This window comes from Achromobacter semiaridum (genome assembly GCF_053543755.1).
Genome location: NZ_JBLVOL010000002.1, coordinates 39,747 through 58,927, shown reverse-complemented (window position 1 = coordinate 58,927; position 19,181 = coordinate 39,747). Strand labels below are relative to the sequence as shown.

Genomic DNA, 19,181 nt, shown 5'->3' with positions numbered 1-19,181 from the left:
GCCCCTCGGGCCCTGGTAATTGAAAAATGGGCCCGCTGGGCCCTTTTTTCATGCGCGCTCGATACGCTGGTTCGGCGACATGAATTCGCGCGCCGCGTCCAGCAGCATGCGGCCGGCATAGTCCGCGAAGCTGCGGCGCACCACCACTTCCACGCCGCGCGCCTCCAGCGCGCGCAACATCACGCCCGCTTTGAAGTAGTGGCTTTGCGCGCATTGCCCCGGGGCGAAGACGCGCGGATGCAAATCCAGGGGGCACCCTTTTTCCAGCACGTCGCGCGCGGGGTCGCCCAGCAGTTGCAGCACCGTATAGCCGCTGCTGACATCCACCACCGTTGCCGATTGCCCCGCCAATGCCGGACGCAGCGCGCCTTCCAGCGCCGGCCGGGTCGGCGCCAGTGACTGCACCCACCATTCATCAGGCCCCATCCAGGCCACCAGATGCACATGGCCGCGGGCCACGGTGTTCGGCGCCAGCGGCGGCGCGGTTCCCAAGGCGCGTTCAAGCGCGCCGGCAAACCCGGACGAGCATGCGTTGCCGCGCAGCACCGCCAGATCCAGAAAGGGTCTTTCGATGATGCGCAAGCGCTTCGTGTCGCCCGATTGCGCGGGCGCCTGCACGGGCTTGAGACCCTTCAAGGGCGACTCCTGATAGGTTTCAGTCCACATGCTGGCGCCCTCCCTCGGGATCGTAGAAAACCGTGCTGTGTATCGTGGCCGGCATGAAGCCCCCCGTGGGCAACGCCACTTCCACCAGTTGACCCATGCGTTGCTGCCCGTCCTCTACCCATCCCAACGCAATCGACCGGTTCAGCGTGGGGCTCATGTAGCTGGACGTGACGTGGCCGATCATGGGCACGATCGGCGCGCGGCTTGCGCGTTGCATGATCTGGCTGCCTTCCGGCAGCACAACCGCCGGATCGCGCGCCAGGAGGCCGACGAACTGCTTGCGCCTGGCCGCGGCCGTATACGCGCGCGACAGCGAACGCTTGCCCAGGCAGTCCTTCGACTTGGCCACCATGCCGCCCATGCCCAGGTCCTGCGGCGTCATGGAGCCATCTGTGTCCTGGCCCACGATGATGTAGCCCTTTTCGGCGCGCAACACGTGCATGGTTTCGGTGCCGTAGGGCGTGATGCCATGCTCGTGGCCGGCTTCCATCAACGCATTCCAGACGCGTTGCCCCAGGTTTGCGGGCACGTTCACTTCGTACGACAGTTCACCCGAGAAACTGATGCGCATGATGCGCGCGGGGCTGGACCAGCCGGCGCCGCCAACCGAGCCCTCACGAAAGCTCATGAAGGGGAAGGCCCCGTTGGAAAAGTCGATGTCGGGGCAGACGCCTTGCAAGACCTTGCGCGCCCGCGGCCCGGCCACGGCGAAGGTGGCGAAATGGTCAGTGACGGTGGTCAGATGCACGTCCAGATGCGGCCATTCCGTTTGCAGCCACCGTTCCATCCAGGTCAGCACGCGCGCGGCGCCGCCCGTCGTGGTGCTCATCAGAAAATGCTGTTCACCCAGGCGCATGGTGACGCCGTCATCGAACACCATGCCGTTTTCGTCCAGCATCAGGCCATAACGGCCCTTGCCCACATCAAGCTTGCTCCACAGGTTGGTGTAGACCCAGTTCAACAACGTGGCGGCATCCGGGCCCTGGATGTCGATCTTGCCCAATGTGGACGCATCCAGCATGCCAACGCCGTTGCGCACGGCCAGGCATTCACGCGCGACCGCCGCCTGCATGCTTTCGCCGGGCAGCGGGAAGTACCACGGGCGCTTCCAGTTACCGACGTCTTCAAACACCGCACCCCGCGACACGTGCCATTCGTGCACGCTGGTCTTGCGGATGGGGTCGAAGAAGTCGCCCAGTTCGCGCCCGGCCAGCGCGCCGAACGCCACGGGCGTGTAGTTCGGCCGATAGGTGGTGGTGCCGGTTTGCGCAATGGTCTTGCCCAGCGCGTCGGCCAGGACAGCCGCGCCATTGATGTTGCCCAGCTTGCCCTGGTCGGTGCCGAAGCCCATGGCGGTATAGCGCTTCACGTGCTCGACCGAGTGATAGCCTTCGCGCACGGCCAGATGGATGTCCGCCACCGTGACGTCGTTCTGGTAATCCACGAATTGCTTGGCGCCCCGGCTTGGACGAACCCGCCTTGCTACCTGCCACAGCGGCATCAAGGGATCTTGCGCGATGTCGGCGGTGCGCCAGGCAAGCGCGCCGGCGGGGTTCAGGCCCGCCAGCATCGCCGCCCTGGCTCCCGCCGACGCACCGCCTTCCAGCGCCAGCGCCAGCGAAAACTCTCCATTGGCCGCGCCTGCGCTGGCCTGAGCCTGTTGTGACCCCAGCGGCACAAAGCAGGCGTGGGCGTCGTCCCAGCGCGTCTGCCCGCCCGACTGCGCATGCAGGTGCAACGCCGGGCTCCAGCCGCCGGACACGGCGACCAGATCGCAAGCCAGCCTGGCATTGGCCGGCCCGGCCTTGGCGCCCACGTAAGAGGCCAGGACGACGCCCTTCACGTGGCGCCCGCCCCGCGCCTGCAACACGACCGACTCATTGCGTACCTCGATGCCGGCGCTGCGCACGGCGTCGGGCAAGGCGCCTCGCCCGGGCGGCCGGGGGTCGACCACGGTCACGTTGGCGCCCTGCTCGCGCAGGTCCAGCGCCGTGCGATAGGCGCCGTCGTTGTTCGTGTAGAGCACCACGCGCCGCCCCGGCAGCACGGCGTAGCGCCGCACGTAGGTGGACACCGCCGACGCCAGCATGACGCCGGGCAGGTCGTTATTGCCAAACAGCAGCGGCCGTTCGTGCGCGCCGGTGGCCAGCACGACCTGCTTGGCGCGAACCTTCCATAGCCGTTGACGCACCCCGCGACGCCCCGTGACGGGGAGATGGTCGCTGACCTGCTCACACACCGTCACCAGATTCTGGTCGTGATAGCCGAACGCCGTGCTGCGCGACAGGATGCGCACATCGCTCATGCCCTGCAACGCCGCATGCGTCTGGCGGATCCAGTCGCTGTTGGCCGCGCCGTTGATCAGCGCGGGGCTGGACAGCAGGCCGCCGCCCAGTTCGGACTGGTTGTCGACAAGGATCACGCGCGCGCCCGCCATGCCCGCCGCCATCGCCGCGGCCAGGCCGGCAGGCCCACCGCCCACCACCAGGACATCGCAATGGGCGTAGCGCTTGTCGTAGTGGTCGGGGTCGGGTTGCACAGGGGCACGCCCCAGCCCGCCCGCCTTGCGAATAAAGCGTTCGTAACGCGGCCACCAGCGCCTGGGCCACATGAAGGTCTTGTAGTAGAAGCCCGCCGGAATGAAGCGCGCCACCCGTTGCAGGATGGCCATGCGGTCGCGCTCCAGATCAGGCACGGCGTTGACGCTGCCGGCACGCAAGCCTTCATACAGTTCAATCGTCGTGGCGGCCGGGTTGGGGACGGTATGCCCGCCCTCTTCCAGCTGCACCAGGGCATTGGGTTCTTCGACACCCGCCGTCATGACGCCGCGCGGGCGGTGGTACTTGAAGCTGCGCCCCACGAAATGCTCGCCGTTGGCCAGCAGCGCGGACGCCAGCGTGTCGCCCTGGCAGCCGTAAAAGGTGCGGCCATTGAAGGTGAATTCGATGGACGTCGCCGTGTCGACGCGTCCGCCGTGCGCCAGCCGGTTGGGTTGCGTCATTTGCGTTCTCCCGCTGCATGCTCGAACGTGTGAAAGCCGTGAAACTCATGGCTGACCGTATCGCGTTCCGCCAGGAACCAGCGGCGGCAACCGTGGGCATGCTGCCATTGCTCGCGGGCGCGGCCGCGTTCGTTGCGGCGCATGAACGTGTAGTCGGCCCATTGGGCATCGGTCAGGGAATCGCAATCCAGCGGCCGGACGATGTCTGCCTCGCCGCCACACATGAATTCGGTTTCGGCGCGCGGGCCGCAGTAGGGACAAGTCAGCATCAGCATGGATAAGCTCCGCAATCAGTGCGCGACGGCGGCTGCGCCGTGTTCGTCGATCAGATGGCCGGTGTGGAAGCGGTCAAGCGAGAACGGCGCGTTCAGCCGGTGCGGCGCGTTATTGGCCACCGTGTAGGCAAAGACCCATCCCGACCCCGGCGTGGCCTTGAAGCCGCCCGTGCCCCAGCCGCAGTTGAAGTACAGCCCCTTGATGGGCGTGGTTGAAATGATGGGGCAGGCGTCGGGCGACACGTCGACGATGCCGCCCCACTGGCGGTTCATGCGCACGCGGCTGAACGCCGGAAACATCTCGACGATTGCCTGCAAGGTGCTTTCGATCAGGTGGAAGCTGCCGCGCTGCCCATAGCCCACGTATTGGTCGATGCCGGCGCCGATCACCAGATCGCCCTTGTCCGACTGGCTGATGTAGGCGTGCACGGCGTTGGACATCACGACGGTGTTCAGCACGGGCTTTAGCGGCTCGGACACCAGCGCTTGCAGCGGATGGCTTTCCAAGGGCAGGCGCAAGCCGGCCATGTCGGCGATCACGCTGGAATGGCCCGCCGCCACGACGGCCACTTTGCCGGCCTGGATAAAGCCGCGCGCCGTTTCCACGCCACGCACCTGGCCGTCTTCGCGACGTATCCCCGTCACCGCGCAGTTCTCAATGATGTCCACGCCCAGCCGGTCCGCCGCGCGCGCGTAGCCCCAGGCCACCGCGTCGTGCCGCGCCACCCCGCCGCGCCGCTGGAACGACGCGCCCAGCACGGGGTAACGGCAGTCCAGGTTGATGGCCGGGACGATTTCCTTGATCTGCGCGGGCGTCAGCCATTCGCCGTCGATGCCGTTGTAGCGGTTGGCGGTGATACGCCGCTGGGTATCGCGCACGTCTTGCAGCGTGTGCGCCAGGTTCATCACCCCGCGCTGGCTGAACATGACGTTGTAATTGAGCTCCTGCGATAACCCTTCCCACAGCTGCATCGCCTTTTCGTACAGCTGGGACGATTCATCCCACAGGTAGTTGGAACGCACGATCGTGGTGTTGCGCGCGGTATTGCCGCCGCCCACCCAGCCCTTTTCAAGCACGGCGATATTCTTTACACCGTGCTCTTTGGCCAAGTAGTACGCCGTGGCCAGCCCATGGCCGCCGCCGCCAACCACCACGATGTCGTAGGCGGGCCGGGGGTCGGGGCTGCGCCAGGCGCGCGGCCAGCGTTCGTGGTTTGAAAAGCCATTGCGAATCAGGCTGAAGAGGGAATAGCGGCTCATCGTGGCTCCTAGACGGTGATCCATTCTTCTCTGAAGGCGGCGGCCATGACGTGCCGCCTCGGCCGTGAACTTGCCTGATTCCGACATGCCGGTTGCGCAAGTGCCGGCTGGCGCATATCCGCTGCTTCCTGTCGCGCGCGATGGCGTTGCCTGCATGGGGGCTTGCCAAAATCGGCCGGTGGCGGGCATCGGCCCGCATCGTTCCGGCGCGGCCGGCAGGGAGACAGAGTCATGGCAGCGAACAGAGGCGTGGTGTACGTGGGCGAAGGGCGCGTCGAGGTCCAGTCAATCGGCTTTCCAAAACTGGAGGACCCCAGGGGTCGCAAGCTTGAACACGGCGTCATCCTGAAAGTGGTGACCACCAACATCTGCGGTTCGGACCAACACATGGTGCGTGGGCGCACGACCGCGCAACAGGGGCTTGTGCTGGGGCACGAGATCACCGGAGAGGTCATTGAAGTGGGCCGCGACGTTGAAATGCTGGCGGTGGGCGACCTGGTATCCGTGCCGTTCAACGTCGCCTGCGGACGCTGCCGGACCTGCAAGGAACAGGACACCGGCGTCTGCCTTACCGTGAACCCGGCGCGCCCGGGTGGCGCCTATGGCTATGTCGACATGGGAGACTGGATCGGTGGCCAGGCCGAGTACGTCATGGTGCCGTATGCCGATTTCAATCTGCTGCGTTTTCCGGACCGCGATCAGGCCATGGCGAAGATCCGCGACCTGACCTGCCTGTCCGATATATTGCCCACCGGCTTTCACGGCGCGATCAGCGCGGGCGTGGGGCCGGGCAGCACCGTATACGTGGCAGGCGCCGGCCCGGTCGGCATGGCGGCGGCAGCGTCCGCGCGCCTGTTGGGCGCGGCGGTAGTCATCGTCGGCGACATAAACCGCCAGCGGCTGCAGCACGCGCGCAAGGTCGGTTTTGAAACGGCGGATCTGTCCCTGGACGCGCCCTTGGGCGTGCAGATCGCCACGTTGCTGGGCACGCCGGAAGTGGATTGCGCGATCGACGCGGTCGGCTTCGAGGCACGCGGACATGGGTCCAGCGGATCCCAGGTCGCCGCGCCTGCCGCCGTGTTGAACGCATTGATGGACGTGACCCGCGTGGCGGGGCGCATCGGCATACCAGGGCTGTACGTCACCGACGACCCCGGCGCCGGTCACCCCGCCGCGCGCCGCGGCAGCCTGTCAGTGCGCTTCGGCCTGGGCTGGGCCAAGGCACACAGCTTTCACACGGGGCAAACGCCGGTGCTGAAATACAACCGCGCACTGATGCAGGCAATCTTGTGGGACCGCATCAACATCGCGGAAGTCGTGGGCGTGCAGGTCATCACGCTGGACGCAGCGCCTGACGGCTATGCCGCCTTTGACGCGGGCGCGCCGAAGAAATTCGTGATCGACCCCCACGCGATGTTGTCCGCGTGAACGCCCGCTAATCCGGCACCTGCCTGCGCTCGCTGCTGGGCGAACGTCCGAAGCGGGCGCGGTACGCCTTGCTGAAATGGCAAGGCGACTGAAACCCGCAGGCAACCGTTACGCCCATGATCGTCATGTGTGTCTGAAGCAGCAGTTCACGGGCGCGCAGCAGGCGCAGCCACAGGTAATAGCGCATGGGCGACATGCCCAGGTAGTACTTGAACATGCGTTGCAGCTGACGTTGCGACAGCCCGATCTGCACCGCGATCTGCCTGAACGACAGCGGGTCTTCGATATGCGCTTCCATCAGTTGCGCGACGTTCAGCAATTCCTGGCGGTTGTATCCGACGCGTGCCACCATCGGAATGTGCTGCCGTTCCGAAGGCAGGCGGATCCGCTCCAGCATGAACTGCTCGGACACGCCATGCGCCAGCTCGGCCCCGAAGCGTTCGGCGGTAATGCCCAGCATCAGATCGATCGGCGCGGTGCCGCCGGAACTGGTCATGCGGTCGCGGTCGATGACGAAAAGTTCCTCGGTCAGTTCAACCGCCGGAAATTCCTCGTGCACGGCAAAGAGGTTTTCCCAGTGCATCGCGCAGCGATACCCCGCCATCAGGCCGGCCTTTACCAGCGCGTAGCTGCCCGTGCAGATACCGCCCAGCGCCACCCCCTCGCGGGCGACGTTGTGCAGCAGCTTGATGACGGGTTCGGTCACCTGGTCCTGCACCTGGAGACCGCCGCAGACGAATAGCGCATCCCAATCGTCCACCAGCCCGCGCGAGGGCAAGGGCCGGATCGGCAACCGGTTGCTGGCATGCACCGCCGCGCCATCCAGCGTCATGACCGACCAGCGGTAGAGCTCGCGGCGACTGACGTAGTTGGCCATGCGCAGCACTTCCACCGCGCCCGAAAACGCGATCATCGAAAAATTGGGCAATAGCAAAAAGCCGAAATGCACCTGGCCGGGCTCGACGGCGGGCGTCTCGGGCACCGGCCAGGGCTCGTCGGCAATGCGCGCGGACGCTGCGTGCATAGGCATGGGTATTGGCCCTCCCGTCATTTGTCGATGAGCAAATTGCTTAACGGCCGGCTGCAGCATAGCAACACCATGCCCTGATCGATTTCGCGCTGCCGGATGCCGCCCTGGTGCTGCATGTTGACGTTGCCTTCCAGCAGCCGCACCTTGCACGTGCCGCACAAGCCCTGCGTGCAGGAAGCCGCCATCCGCAAACCGGCCGCGCGCGCGGCGTCCAGCAACGGTTGGTTGGCTGCGCAGGCGATGGTGCGTTGGCTTTGCTGGAACCGGATGCTGTAGGTGGGGGCATCGCTGGCGGCATCGGTGGTGGCATCGGTGGTGGCATCGGTGCCGGCATCGGTGGCGCCTGCCCTGCCCGCGTTTGACGACGATGCCTCACTGCGCGCCGACTCCGCGTCCGACAGCGTTTCAAACGAGAAACTCTCTTCGTGATGCCGCGCCATGTCGAAACCCGCCGTGCGCAGCATCTGGCTCACCGCCTGCATATACGGCGCGGGGCCGCAGACAAAGATCTCGCGTTGGCGGAAATCCGGTGCAATCAATTCCAGCAAGGGCAGGCTCAAGCGCCCGGTCAAGCCGTGCCATCCGGTGTGCTCGCCCAGCGCTTCGCAGACAAAGTGCGCCCGAAAGTGGCGCTGGCTGGCAGCGAACAGCGCAATTTCCCGGCCAAAAATGATGTCGTCGGGCGTGCGGGCGCTGTGCACGAATACGGTGTCGCGGTCATCGCAGAGGTCGCGATGGGTGCGCGCCATGGACATCAACGGCGTAATGCCCGACCCCGCCGACAGGAACAGATACCGCTCGGCCGGATGCAAGGCGGACGAAAACACGCCCGCCGGACCCAGCACACGCAAGCGGTCGCCGACCTCCAGGCAGTCATGCAGCCAGTTCGACGCCTTGCCGCCCGGCACGCGCTTGACGGTGATGGACAGCGTATGCGGCCGCGTCGGCGGCGACGAAATCGTATAGCAGCGGTTCAGGCGTTCGCCGTCGATATCCAGCTCAAGCGTCAGAAACTGCCCGGGCGAGAACTGGAACGCATGGCCCGCGCGCGAACGGAAATAGAAGCTCTTGACGTCGGCGGTCTCTTGCCGCACCTGGCAGCACAGCAAGGTTTCTTCGATGTCGCAGTCCCACGGGGAAGGCAGGCGCTGCCAGAACTCGGGCTGATGAATGCGTAAAAGCGCGTGCGGCATGTCGGTCTCTTAATCCAGATAATGGGCCGCCAGGCGGCCGACATACCAGTTGCAGAACTTGTCGACCAGGCTTTCGGTAAACGGCGAATACGGCCCGGGCTGGTACGCCGGGCTGCGCACACCCTGCTGCGAAATCTCGACCAGCGCACGGTCCTGTGCGTTGGTCGCCCGCCACACGGCCGTCAAGTTCTGGACGTCGTAATCCACGTTTTCCACCGCGTCCTTGTGCACCAGCCAGCGCGTGCGCACCAGGGTCTTTTCGGGCCCCAGCGGCAGCGCCGAGAACGCGACGATGTGGTCGCTCATGAAGTGGAACCAGGCGTTGGGCTGCGTCCACAGCGACAAGCCGCCAAGGTTGCGGCGTGTCAAGGTTCCCAACAGCTTTTTCGACGCCGCGTTGCCGTCCAGCGTCTGGGATTCGCCGGCCAGGTCCAGGGGCAGGCGCCGCACGCGATAGCCCGTCACACAGCTATCCAGCGCTTCGCGTTCAGCGCTGGGCAGGCCCGCGGCTTCCCATTCGCGACAACGCGTGGCGGACATCTGCTCGAACTGATCCATTTGCGCGGCATTGGAGGGTGACGGCTGATAGCCGTAGCCAAACTCGAACAGCGAGACGGTCAGCTCGGGATGGTTGACGGCGCAGTGATAGCACTCGCGGTTGTTCTCCATCGTGAGCTTCCAGTTGCAGTCCTCGACGATGTCAATCTGCGCGGCGACCTTGCATTCGCGCAGTTGATGCGGCCGCAGATAAGGCTCCACCTGCGCGCGCACCATCGCGAAGTCATCGGGCGCGTCGGGGCTAAGGCAGACAAAAATCAGACCGCTCAAGGTTTCCACCGGGACGGGCTTCAGGCTATAGAGGCTTTTGTCGAAGCCTTCGCCCATGTGTTCGGCGTAGGCCAGCTTGCCGTTCAAGGTGTAGGTCCACTGGTGGTAGGAACAGACCAGGTTGCCGACCGAGCCTTGCGGCGTCACGCACAGGCGCGCGCCGCGATGGCGGCAAACGTTGTGATAGCCGCGCACCCGCCCGTCGTCGTCGCGTACCAGCACCACGGACTGGCGGCCGATGTCCACGGTGATGTAATCGCCGGGCTCGGGGATGTCGGGTTCGACCGCCACGAACAGCCAGTGCCGGCCGAAGATGGCTTCCATGTCCATCTCGTACACGGCCGGACTCAGATAGAAGTCGGCGTCCAGGCTATAGCCCGGCCGGCGTGCGGCAATCATCTTGCGTAGCGAAGCATCGATAGGGGGTCGCACCGCGCAAACCTGCTGGATGATGGTCATGTTCCACCTCAGTAGTCGATCAGGCTGTGGGTGCGCAGGTAGTCGATGACCGCCTGCGCCTTTTCGTCGGGAGTTCCTTCGGTGATGACTGTGCCGCCACGGCTTTCCATCGTGATGGCGGCAAGCAGGCGCGCGCGCCCCGACCGCGATTCACGCGCCACCAGTTTGCGCGGGCTGCCCGTGGCGGCCTCGATGCGCGCGGCGGCCAGCGGCGCGGCGGGAACCGTGGACGCGTGCGTGGTCACCTGCCCGGCGCGCTCTTGCGCATACACGTGCCGCACGTCGAACGTGGCCAACGGGTGCACGAGCACGACAGCGGGCAAGGTTGCAGCCACTTCCCGCCGTCGGCCTTTGGGCAGGCATTGCTGCGTGACCACGCTGCCGGCCTCGATGCGGGCCGACAGGACAGCGGGCAGCAAGGGCAGATGCAGTTTCTGTGCCACCAGATAAGGCAACAGGCCGCTGCCGTCGCCGCTTTCCGCGCGCGTGCCGCACAGCACCAGGTCGTGACCACGCACGTATTCGGCCAAACCCTCCGCAACGTCACGGCCCGGCGGCACGTCGATCGCATGGACCGTCGTCGCGCCCAGCGCCAGGTAGTCGCGCAGCGTCGGATCGGCCGGGTTGCCGGCATGGACAACGTCCACGTCCGCGCCATCACTGGCGATTGTTCGCGCCATGGCCAGGGCCAGCGCGTCATTGCGGCTGAAGCGGGCCGCCCCGCTGATCGGGTGCGCACCTATCGATACCAGCACGGCAATACGAAGCTCATCCATCGGGGGCCTCGTGTTGTCGGTGCGCGCCTCGCGCCTGTTTGACGCGGGCCAGCAACGCCTGAGCCACGCGTTGCGTATCGTCGATGATGCTGAGGTCGGCGCGCCGGACCAGCGGCGCAGCCGCGTCCAGGTTGATCGCGATCACATGGCGGCAGTCCTTGATGCCTTGCAGATGCTGCACCGCGCCCGATATGCCGAACGCCAGGTAAGCGCTGGCGCTGACGGTTTTTCCCGTTGCGCCGATCTGCTGGCCTCGCGCAAAGCGCCCGTCATCCACGGCCACGCGGCTGGCGCCGATGGCCGCGCCCAGTTCATCGGCCAGCGCGTGAAAGCCCTCCAGGTCGCGCATGCCGTTGCCGGCCGACACGATCAGGTCGGCTTCTTCCAGGTCCACTTCCATGGCGGGCAGCGTGCGCGTGCCATGGTCGCGGTAGGCCGACCTCATCGGTAGCGGCATGACGCGGGCGGCTTTTCCGTGGCCCACGAAGGGCAGCCGGTCATCCACGGCGTCCGGGGCCAACAACACGATGCGGGGCAAGGCGCGCCGCGCGCGTTTCGGGCCGGTGTGTTGCGCGTTCGGCGGGTTGGGCGAGTTCGGTGCGTGTTGCGCGGTTCGCGGAATCGCGGGGTTGGACGACGGCGACACGCTGCCGTCAGCCGAGGCGACCAACGTGGACGCGGCGCGGCCGAAGGCGCCACGCCCCACGGCCACCTGTCGATACGGGCTGGCCACCCCGTCGCGGCTCAGTTCCACGACCTGCGTGCCGACGGTGTCGCGCGTGGCGGCGGCCAGGCGTCGGCCCAGGTCACCGTCCGGCAGGCCGTTGTCGGGCAGGAACACATGCAGCGGGCGGTCGCGGTCCATCAGCGCCAGCACCACCGCCAGCTCGGCATCAGGCGCATAGGCCGGCGGCGCGGCGATGACGGTCACGCTGTCCGCGCCCAAGGCGGCGGCGTCACCCTGGAATTCCCCGAAGACCAGCAGATGCACCCAGGTGTCGTGCGCCGCCAGCAAGGCGGCCGCCGCCACGGCCTGGCAAGCATGAGGGTCCAGCTGCCCGCGATCGCTATGCGCCACTGCCAGCACGCAGCGCAACGCTTCGGTGGCGCGCACCGGCTTGTGCGCCGGACGCGCTTGCCGTTCTTGGGCATCGCCCGAGGGGCCGGCGCCAAGAACAAGCCGGCGAATACCCGAAGGCGCCACGGTGTACGGTCTGCGCGGGTCGATTCTACGGATCGGGTTCATCATGCCTCCAAGGCGTCGGCGACAAGTTCGGCGATGTCTCGCACGTCGGGGCGGGGGCCCACCACGCCCTCCAGCATGGCCGTGCAATTGGGACAGGCCACGGCCACCAGGCTCGCGCCGGTATCGCGCGCGTCCTGGATGCGGATGTCGGGAATGCGGCGCTCGCCGGGAATATCCGTCAATGCCGCACCCCCGCCCGCGCCGCAGCAGCGCGCGTTCAAGCCATGGCGTTCCATTTCGTTGATACGCAGGCCCAGTCGGCGCAACAACTTGCGCGGCGCTTCCGTTTCACCGTTGTAGCGGCCCAGATAGCAGGGGTCGTGATACGTCAGGATGCGTGAATCGTCGCCCGGCTTGAACCGCAAGCGCCCGGCGTCCGCCAGTTCGGCAAGCAGGCTGGTGTGATGCTGCACCTGGTACAGCCCGCCCAGCGCGGGATATTCGTTGCGCAGGCTGTGCAGGATATGCGGGTCGGCCGTGACGATGCGCGTAAAGCTCAGGCCCGACAGCGTCTGGATCAGCCGGGTGGCCAGCACCTGGAAGGTGGCTTCATCGCCCAGCCGACGGGCAAGGTCTCCGGTGTCGGTTTCGCGGTCGCCCAGCACCGCGAAATCCACGCCGCCCGCATGCATCGCCTTGACCAGCGCGCGCAGGCTGCGTTGGTATCGCAGTCCGAAAGCGCCCTCGCCGACGATCAGCAGTACGTCCACGGCCTGGTCCGGCTGTATCCACGGCACGTTAAGGTCCACCGCCCAGTGGTGGCGCGCGGCCAGGTCATAGCCGCCGGCCGTGCCGGTTTCGCGCAGGTTGGCCAGGACAGTGGGCGCCGTCCCGGGCGCGGCGCCGTGCTGCAATGTCTGCTGGCGGCGCATGTCGATCACGGCGTCCACGTGTTCGATCAGCATGGGGCATTCATGCACGCAGGCCCTGCAAGTGGTGCAGGCCCACAGCGTCTCGGCGGCCACCAGGCCGGGCACAAGCGGCTTGTTCGCCGCGCCTGCGCGTGCCCCGACAGGTACGCCCGGCATGGGGCTGCCGGTATAGGCGGCGTCCGACCCGCCCGCCATGCCGACCACCATGTCCTGTATCAGCTTCTTGGGGTTCAGCGGTTGCCCGGCGGCAAACGCCGGGCACGCGGCTTCGCACTTGCCGCATTGCACGCAGGCATCGAAACCCAGCAGTTGGTTCCACGCGAAGGCGGCCGGCTTGCCCACACCCAGGGACTCTGCCGCCGGGTCGCCGCCCAGCGCCAAGGGGCGCAGCGCCGCTTTCTGGCCCGGCAAGGCGCGGCCGAAGCGTTCGGGCCGAGGGTGAAAGGCCAAGTGCAGCAGGCCGGCCAGCGCATGTTTCATGGGGCCGCCCCGCGCCATGCCAACCGTCAGTTCCCATGCCCCCACCGCCAGCAGCGCCACCGTGCCCACGCCCGCCGCGCCGGCCAGCCAGGGTGCGGAAACGCCGCCCAGCAGCAACAGGCCCAGCGCCAACGCGCCCAACATCCACGGCAAACGGTCCCACAGGCCGCGCGACAGGCGCTCGGGCGGTTTGCGACGGCGGTGCCAGACGAACATCAGGCCGCCCAGCATCACCAGGGCGGCCACGGCGATGGCCATGTCCAACATCGGCGAGTACAGCGCCAGGCCGTAGTTGATGGCCACCAGCACCATGGCCGCGACCGCGCCGCCCGCCGTGGCCACATGGGTACGGGCGATGTAGGGGTCACGCGCCACCACGCGGTGCAGGTCCACGAAATAGCGCTTGGGCACCGCCAGCAAATCCAGCCAGCGCACCGGCGCCGCCCGGCCGACGCGCCACAAGGCAGCCCGCCGCCACCCGCCGACGCAGACCCCAAGCAGCGACACCCAGAACAGCGCGGTAACCACGACAGCAAACTGTTCCATGGTCAAAAGTCCTTGCACAGCCGCAACGCGTCATAAATGGCGGCGTGGATGTTGTGCATCGACACGCAATCGCCCACCCGATACAGCAGGAAGCGGCCGTCGCCCAGATGTTGCCCCAGCGCGGGCTGGGGGTCCGCCGCATACAGGGCGTGCAGGTCGGTCTGGCCCATGTTGACGGACTTGCGTTTCAGCAAGCCGTACAGCGCGTCATTGGGCACGATGCCATTTTCAATGACCACCTGATCCACCACGCGTTCTTCGCGGTCTTCGGTGTATTCATTGCGCAGCAGCGCCACTTTCTTGTCGCCTTCGGCGCTAACGCGTTCAAGCCAATGGTTGGGGGTCAGCACGACCTGCTGCGCATACAGGCGGCGGTAGAAGATCGGGAACGTGGTGCCGCCCACGTCCTCGGCCACCTTGGTGTCAGGCGTGACGATCTCGACGTGCGCGCCCCGGCTGGCCAGGAAGTCTGCCACCCCCGCGCCCGCGTGCGTGCTGACGCCGTCGTACACCAACACGTTTTTCCCGGGCTCGACCCGGCCGGAAAGTATGTCCCAAGAGCCCACGGCCAGCCCGTGCGCCACGCCCCAGCCCTGGTGTTGGTAGACGTGGCTGATTCCGCCCGTGGCCAACACAACAATATCCGGGTGCTGCGCCAACACCATTTCTTCGGTAGCCAGCGCGCCCAAGCGGCAGTCCACGCCCAGGCGCTTGAGCTCCAGCGCAAACCACCGCACGATGCCGTCCATCTGTTCGCGCTGCGGCGCCTTGGCCGCCAGCAGGATCTGGCCGCCAATGGCGGCGGCGCGTTCGAACAGCACAACGTCATGCCCGCGCTCGGCGCACACGCGCGCGGCTTCCATGCCCGCGGGCCCGGCGCCAACCACCACGACTTTTCGTTCGACGCCGCGCGAACGCGCGATCACGTGCGGCATGGTTTCTTCACGGGCCGTTGCCGCGTTCTGGATGCACAGCACGTCCAGCCCGTCGTACTGCCTGTCGATACAGTAGTTGGCGCCCACGCATTGTTTGATCTCGTCTTCGCGGTCGTCGCGGATCTTCACGACCAGATGCGGGTCGGCGATATGCGCGCGCGTCATGCCGACCAGATCCGCATGGCCGGCTGCCAGCAGCCGCTCGGCCTGCACCGCGTCGCGGATGCTTTGCGCGTGCATCACCGGTATCCGCACCACTGACTTGATGCCGGCCGCCAGATGGGCGAAGGGTTCGGGTGGCAACGCCATCGGCGGCATGCAGTTGGCCAGCGAATTGTGCGTGTCGGCACCAGAGCCGATGACGCCCAGGTAATCGATCAGGCCGGTGTCCGCCATGGCCTGGGCGATTTCGCGCAGCGCTTCGTGGTCCAGACCGTCGTCGTGGAATTCATCGCCGCACATGCGCAGGCCCACGCAGAAATCGGCGCCGACCGCCTCGCGCACGGCGTGCAGCACGTCCAGCCCGAAGCGCAGGCGGTTGCGCAGGCTGCCGCCATAGGCGTCGGTGCGAAAGTTGGTGCGCGGGCTCCAGAACTGGTCGATCAGATGCTGGTGCGCGGCGGATATCTCGATGCCGTCCATGCCCGCCTGCTGCACCCGCTTTGCCGCGGCGGCAAAGTCGCTGATGATGCGGCCGATCTCTTCGACTTCAATGGTCTTGGCGTTGCCCCGATGCACGGGCTCGCGCACACCGGACGGCGACAACAGATGCGGCCAATGTTCCCCATGCCATGCCGAGCGCCTGCCCATGTGCGTGGCCTGGATCATGACCTTGGCGCCGTGGCGATGCATGGCATCGCTAAGTCTGGCCAACGGTTCGAGGACGCGGTCGGTGGTCAGGTTGACCGACCGCCACCACCCTTGCGGGCTATCCAGCGACACGGGGCTGGACCCGCCACAGATGGCCAGGCCCAGGCCGCCCTTCGCCTTTTCTTCGTAGTAGGCAATGTAGCGCTCGCCCGGCAAGCCGCCCGGGTCCGCGTGCACTTCGGCGTGCGCGGTGCTGACGATGCGATTTCGCAGCACCAGGCGGTTCAGCGTCAGTGGCGCAAACAGGTGGGGATAACGCATGCCGGCCTCAGGTGATGGGGCTAACGGTGAACTCGCAGTGCGCATGCCCTTCGGCAGCGCATAGGCTTTCCACGCATTGCGCGCGCGTGGCGCCGCCGTGCTGGTCGGCCACCCAGTCCATTGCGCCCGCGAACCATCCGGCGAACATGTGGCAGCGCTTGCCCTCGCCCTGGGGCTGGCCCAGCACGAAGGCGGAATGGCGCAGCACGATGCGCGCCGTCATGGCCGTGGGGTCCGCGTCCGTCAGCCGGAACAGCCCCCAGCCGCGCTGCGACAGCCGCATCAAGTAGTGTTCATAGACGGCCAACCCGGCCAGGCGATGCTCGCGCGATTCTTCATTGCACCAGTGGTAGGCCGACTGGTGGCCGGCGTCGTAAAGAATGCGTGCGTAAGCCTCCCGGCCCAACGCCGCTTCCACCGCCGTGTGGTTGTTGATGAAGAAGTGGCGCGGCACGTACAGCATCGGCATGCCGTCCGTGCTCCACACGCCCGTCTGCTCGTTGACGTCAATCGGAAGCTGGGGATTCATGTTGATGGCTCCTTAAGCCGCCGGCGCGTCGGAAGGCCAGACGTCGCCAAACACGCGCAGCCAGTTTTCGCCCACTATTTTTCGGATGTGGATTTCGCTCCAGCCTGCGCGCTGCATCGCATCGGTCAGGTTGGGAAATTGGCCTATCTTCTGGATGCCTTCGGGGTTGCGGATGGCGCCAAAGTCCGTCAGCCGGCGGTACCGGCCCTTGTCATGCGTCAGCCAGTCGAAAAACGGCTGTCCGTAGCCCTGGGTGAAATCGGTGCCGATGCCCACCGCGTCCTCGCCCACCAGATTCACCACATAGCCGATGGCTTCAACGTAGTCGTCCACCGTGGCGTGCACGCCGCGCTTGAGGAACGGCGGGAACATCGTCACGCCGATGAAGCCGCCGCGCTCCGCGATAAACCGCAGCTGCGCGTCGCTTTTGTTACGCGGATGTTCTTTCAAGCCGGCCGGCAGGCAGTGCGAATAGCAAACGGGCCGGGTCGATGCCAGGATCGCTTCTTCAGAGGTCTGAGCGCCTACGTGCGACAGGTCGACCATGATGCCGACGCGGTTCATCTCGGCAATGACTTCGCGGCCGTAGCCGGACAAGCCGCCGTCGCGCTCGTAGCAGCCCGTGCCGATCAGGTTTTGCGTGTTGTAGCAAAGCTGCACCACGCGCACGCCCATGTCGGCAAAAGCTTCGATGGCGCCCAGATTGTCTTCGAACGCCTGGCCGTTCTGAAAGCCGAGAATGATGCCGGTCTTGCCGTCGCGTTTGGCGCGGCGGATATCGTCCGTGGTGCGCACCAACGTGACCAGATCGTCGTTGGCGCGGATCAGGGCCTTCATGGCGGCAATGTTCGAGACCGTTTGCTCGAACCCTTCCCACACCGACACCGTGCAGTTGGCGGCGGTCAGGCCGCCTTGCTTCATGTCTTCAAAAACGGACCGATCCCATTTGGAGATGATCAGGCCGTCGATAACCATGCTTTTCTGATGCAGCGTAGCCATGGGATTTCCCCCCGATGTTGTGCCGCTTAGTAGATGGGATGGCGCTGGCACAGCGCGTGGACTTCAGCTCGAATGCGTCGTTCGGTTGCTTCGTGTTCGTCGGGGCTGGTGGCCAGCATGTCCACCACATGCAGGATCATGTCGCCCACGGCTCGAAATTCGTCTTCGCCAAACCCGCGCGAGGTTGCGGCCGGTGTGCCCAGCCGGATGCCGGAGGTGACCGACGGTTTTTGCGTATCGAACGGGATGCCGTTCTTGTTGCATGTGATGCCGGCGCGTTCCAGCGTGCGCTCGACATGCGCGCCGGTCAGCCCTTTGGAACGCAGGTCGAGCAGCAGCAGGTGGTTGTCGGTGCCGCCGGAGACCAGGTCGATGCCGCCTTCACGCAGCACGTCGCCCAACACGTCGGCGTTTGCGAGCACGCGGTCGATGTAGCGTTTGAAGTCCGCTTGCAGCGCCTCGCCGAAGGCCACCGCCTTGGCCGCCACCACGTGCATCAGCGGCCCGCCCTGCAAGCCGGGAAACACGGCGGAATTGATCTTCTTGGCAATGGCGCCGTCATTGGTCAGGATGAAGCCGCCACGGGGCCCGCGCAGCGTTTTGTGCGTAGTGGACGTGACGACGTGTGCATGCGGCACCGGGCTGGGATGCCTGCCCGCCGCCACCAGTCCCGCGATGTGCGCCATATCGACCATCAGCATGGCGCCGGCCTCATCGGCGATCTGGCGAAAGCGGGCAAAGTCCGGCTGCCTGGGGTAGGCGGAAAACCCCGCGATGATCAGCTTGGGCCGATGTTGCAACGCCAGCCGGCGGACCTCGTCGTAATCGATCAGGCTGTCTTCCTGGCGCACGCCGTACTGCACCGCGTTGAACCACTTGCCCGACATTGCCGGCCGCGCGCCGTGGGTCAGGTGCCCGCCGGCATCCAGCGACATGCCCAGCACGGTATCGCCGGGCTCCAGCAGCGCCAACATCACCGCGCCGTTGGCCTGCGCGCCGGAATGCGGCTGCACGTTGGCGTAGTCGGCGTGAAACAGTTCGCGCACGCGCAGCAACGCCAACGACTCGACTTCGTCCACATGATCGCAGCCGCCGTAATAGCGCCGGCCAACGTAGCCTTCGGCGTACTTGTTGGTCAGCACCGAACCCTGCGCTTGCAACACGGCGCGCGACACCAGGTTTTCGGACGCAATCAGTTCGATCTGGGTCTGTTGGCGGCGCAGTTCCCGGTCCTGCATGGCCATCACGACGGGATCGCGCTTGTCGAGCGGCGATGAGAAGAACGGGGATGAGGACTGGAACATGTCGACCTGCCTGAAGGAGCAATGACGTTCGAGAATCCGGCGTAAGCGGGGCCTGTGAAGCATTCTTTCTTAAAGGTCATGAGCACTGTTATCTGAACCGGACCACATCTTGTCCGATTGCGACAGGGGCATCGCACAGCGCGCAAAGGCATATGTCGTAATCCCCTGCAATTTTCGTATTGTTCCTAAGGGCAGACGCGCCCTGCTGGCCTACGATTGAAGG

15 protein-coding genes are annotated in these 19,181 nt (G+C 66.1%); 1 reads left to right on the top strand and 14 read right to left on the bottom strand.

Features of this window, described 5'->3' with window-relative positions:
* Positions 1-48: 48 nt before the first annotated feature.
* The 4 genes from ACNPP0_RS00385 to ACNPP0_RS00370 are packed head-to-tail and all read right to left on the bottom strand — an operon-like array spanning position 49 to position 5,202.
* Positions 49-666 (bottom strand): sarcosine oxidase subunit gamma, encoded by a 618-nt coding sequence (locus ACNPP0_RS00385; protein ID WP_448704721.1) that lies wholly within the window; start codon positions 664-666, stop codon positions 49-51.
* Complete coding sequence (locus tag ACNPP0_RS00380) at positions 656-3,667, bottom strand: sarcosine oxidase subunit alpha family protein (RefSeq protein WP_448704720.1); 3,012 nt, start codon at positions 3,665-3,667, stop codon at positions 656-658. The genes ACNPP0_RS00385 and ACNPP0_RS00380 overlap by 11 nt, the downstream gene beginning before the upstream one ends.
* Entirely contained in the window at positions 3,664-3,942 is a 279-nt protein-coding gene (locus tag ACNPP0_RS00375; RefSeq protein WP_332612697.1) for a sarcosine oxidase subunit delta, read from the bottom strand. Before ACNPP0_RS00375 ends, ACNPP0_RS00380 begins: the two co-directional genes overlap by 4 nt.
* Positions 3,943-3,957: 15 nt before the next feature.
* Positions 3,958-5,202 (bottom strand): sarcosine oxidase subunit beta family protein, encoded by a 1,245-nt coding sequence (locus ACNPP0_RS00370; protein ID WP_332612698.1) that lies wholly within the window; start codon positions 5,200-5,202, stop codon positions 3,958-3,960.
* A 231-nt stretch (positions 5,203-5,433) separates the two neighbouring features.
* On the opposite strand from ACNPP0_RS00370, the gene fdhA reads away from it, so the two are divergent.
* Positions 5,434-6,630 (top strand): formaldehyde dehydrogenase, glutathione-independent, encoded by a 1,197-nt coding sequence (gene fdhA, locus ACNPP0_RS00365; protein ID WP_332612699.1) that lies wholly within the window; start codon positions 5,434-5,436, stop codon positions 6,628-6,630.
* A 7-nt stretch (positions 6,631-6,637) separates the two neighbouring features.
* Here the strand turns inward: fdhA and ACNPP0_RS00360 are convergent, their stop codons facing one another.
* The 10 genes from ACNPP0_RS00360 to glyA form a co-directional block, all read right to left on the bottom strand.
* Positions 6,638-7,660 (bottom strand): GlxA family transcriptional regulator, encoded by a 1,023-nt coding sequence (locus ACNPP0_RS00360; RefSeq protein ID WP_332612700.1) that lies wholly within the window; start codon positions 7,658-7,660, stop codon positions 6,638-6,640.
* Between the two features lie 17 nt (positions 7,661-7,677).
* Complete coding sequence (locus ACNPP0_RS00355) at positions 7,678-8,853, bottom strand: FAD-binding oxidoreductase (protein WP_448704719.1); 1,176 nt, start codon at positions 8,851-8,853, stop codon at positions 7,678-7,680.
* Between the two features lie 9 nt (positions 8,854-8,862).
* A complete protein-coding gene (locus ACNPP0_RS00350) occupies positions 8,863-10,080 on the bottom strand; it encodes an aromatic ring-hydroxylating oxygenase subunit alpha (RefSeq protein ID WP_442880392.1) in 1,218 nt (405 codons plus the stop codon).
* Between the two features lie 68 nt (positions 10,081-10,148).
* On the bottom strand, positions 10,149-10,916 hold the full coding sequence (locus ACNPP0_RS00345; protein ID WP_448704718.1) for an electron transfer flavoprotein subunit beta/FixA family protein: 768 nt from the start codon (positions 10,914-10,916) through the stop codon (positions 10,149-10,151).
* Complete coding sequence (locus tag ACNPP0_RS00340) at positions 10,909-12,162, bottom strand: electron transfer flavoprotein subunit alpha/FixB family protein (RefSeq protein ID WP_448704717.1); 1,254 nt, start codon at positions 12,160-12,162, stop codon at positions 10,909-10,911. Before ACNPP0_RS00340 ends, ACNPP0_RS00345 begins: the two co-directional genes overlap by 8 nt.
* The gene (locus tag ACNPP0_RS00335; RefSeq protein ID WP_332612705.1) at positions 12,162-14,060 is read right to left on the bottom strand and encodes a (Fe-S)-binding protein; all 1,899 of its coding nucleotides are present in this window, start codon (positions 14,058-14,060) and stop codon (positions 12,162-12,164) included. Before ACNPP0_RS00335 ends, ACNPP0_RS00340 begins: the two co-directional genes overlap by 1 nt.
* 2 nt (positions 14,061-14,062) lie before the next feature.
* A complete protein-coding gene (locus tag ACNPP0_RS00330) occupies positions 14,063-16,126 on the bottom strand; it encodes an oxidoreductase (protein ID WP_448704716.1) in 2,064 nt (687 codons plus the stop codon).
* A 7-nt stretch (positions 16,127-16,133) separates the two neighbouring features.
* Complete coding sequence (locus ACNPP0_RS00325) at positions 16,134-16,655, bottom strand: DUF5943 domain-containing protein (protein WP_332612707.1); 522 nt, start codon at positions 16,653-16,655, stop codon at positions 16,134-16,136.
* Positions 16,656-16,667: 12 nt separating this feature from the next.
* Entirely contained in the window at positions 16,668-17,654 is a 987-nt protein-coding gene (locus ACNPP0_RS00320) for a dipeptidase (protein WP_448704715.1), read from the bottom strand.
* Positions 17,655-17,680: 26 nt separating this feature from the next.
* Positions 17,681-18,958 (bottom strand): serine hydroxymethyltransferase, encoded by a 1,278-nt coding sequence (glyA, locus tag ACNPP0_RS00315; protein ID WP_332612711.1) that lies wholly within the window; start codon positions 18,956-18,958, stop codon positions 17,681-17,683.
* Positions 18,959-19,181 lie beyond the last annotated feature (223 nt).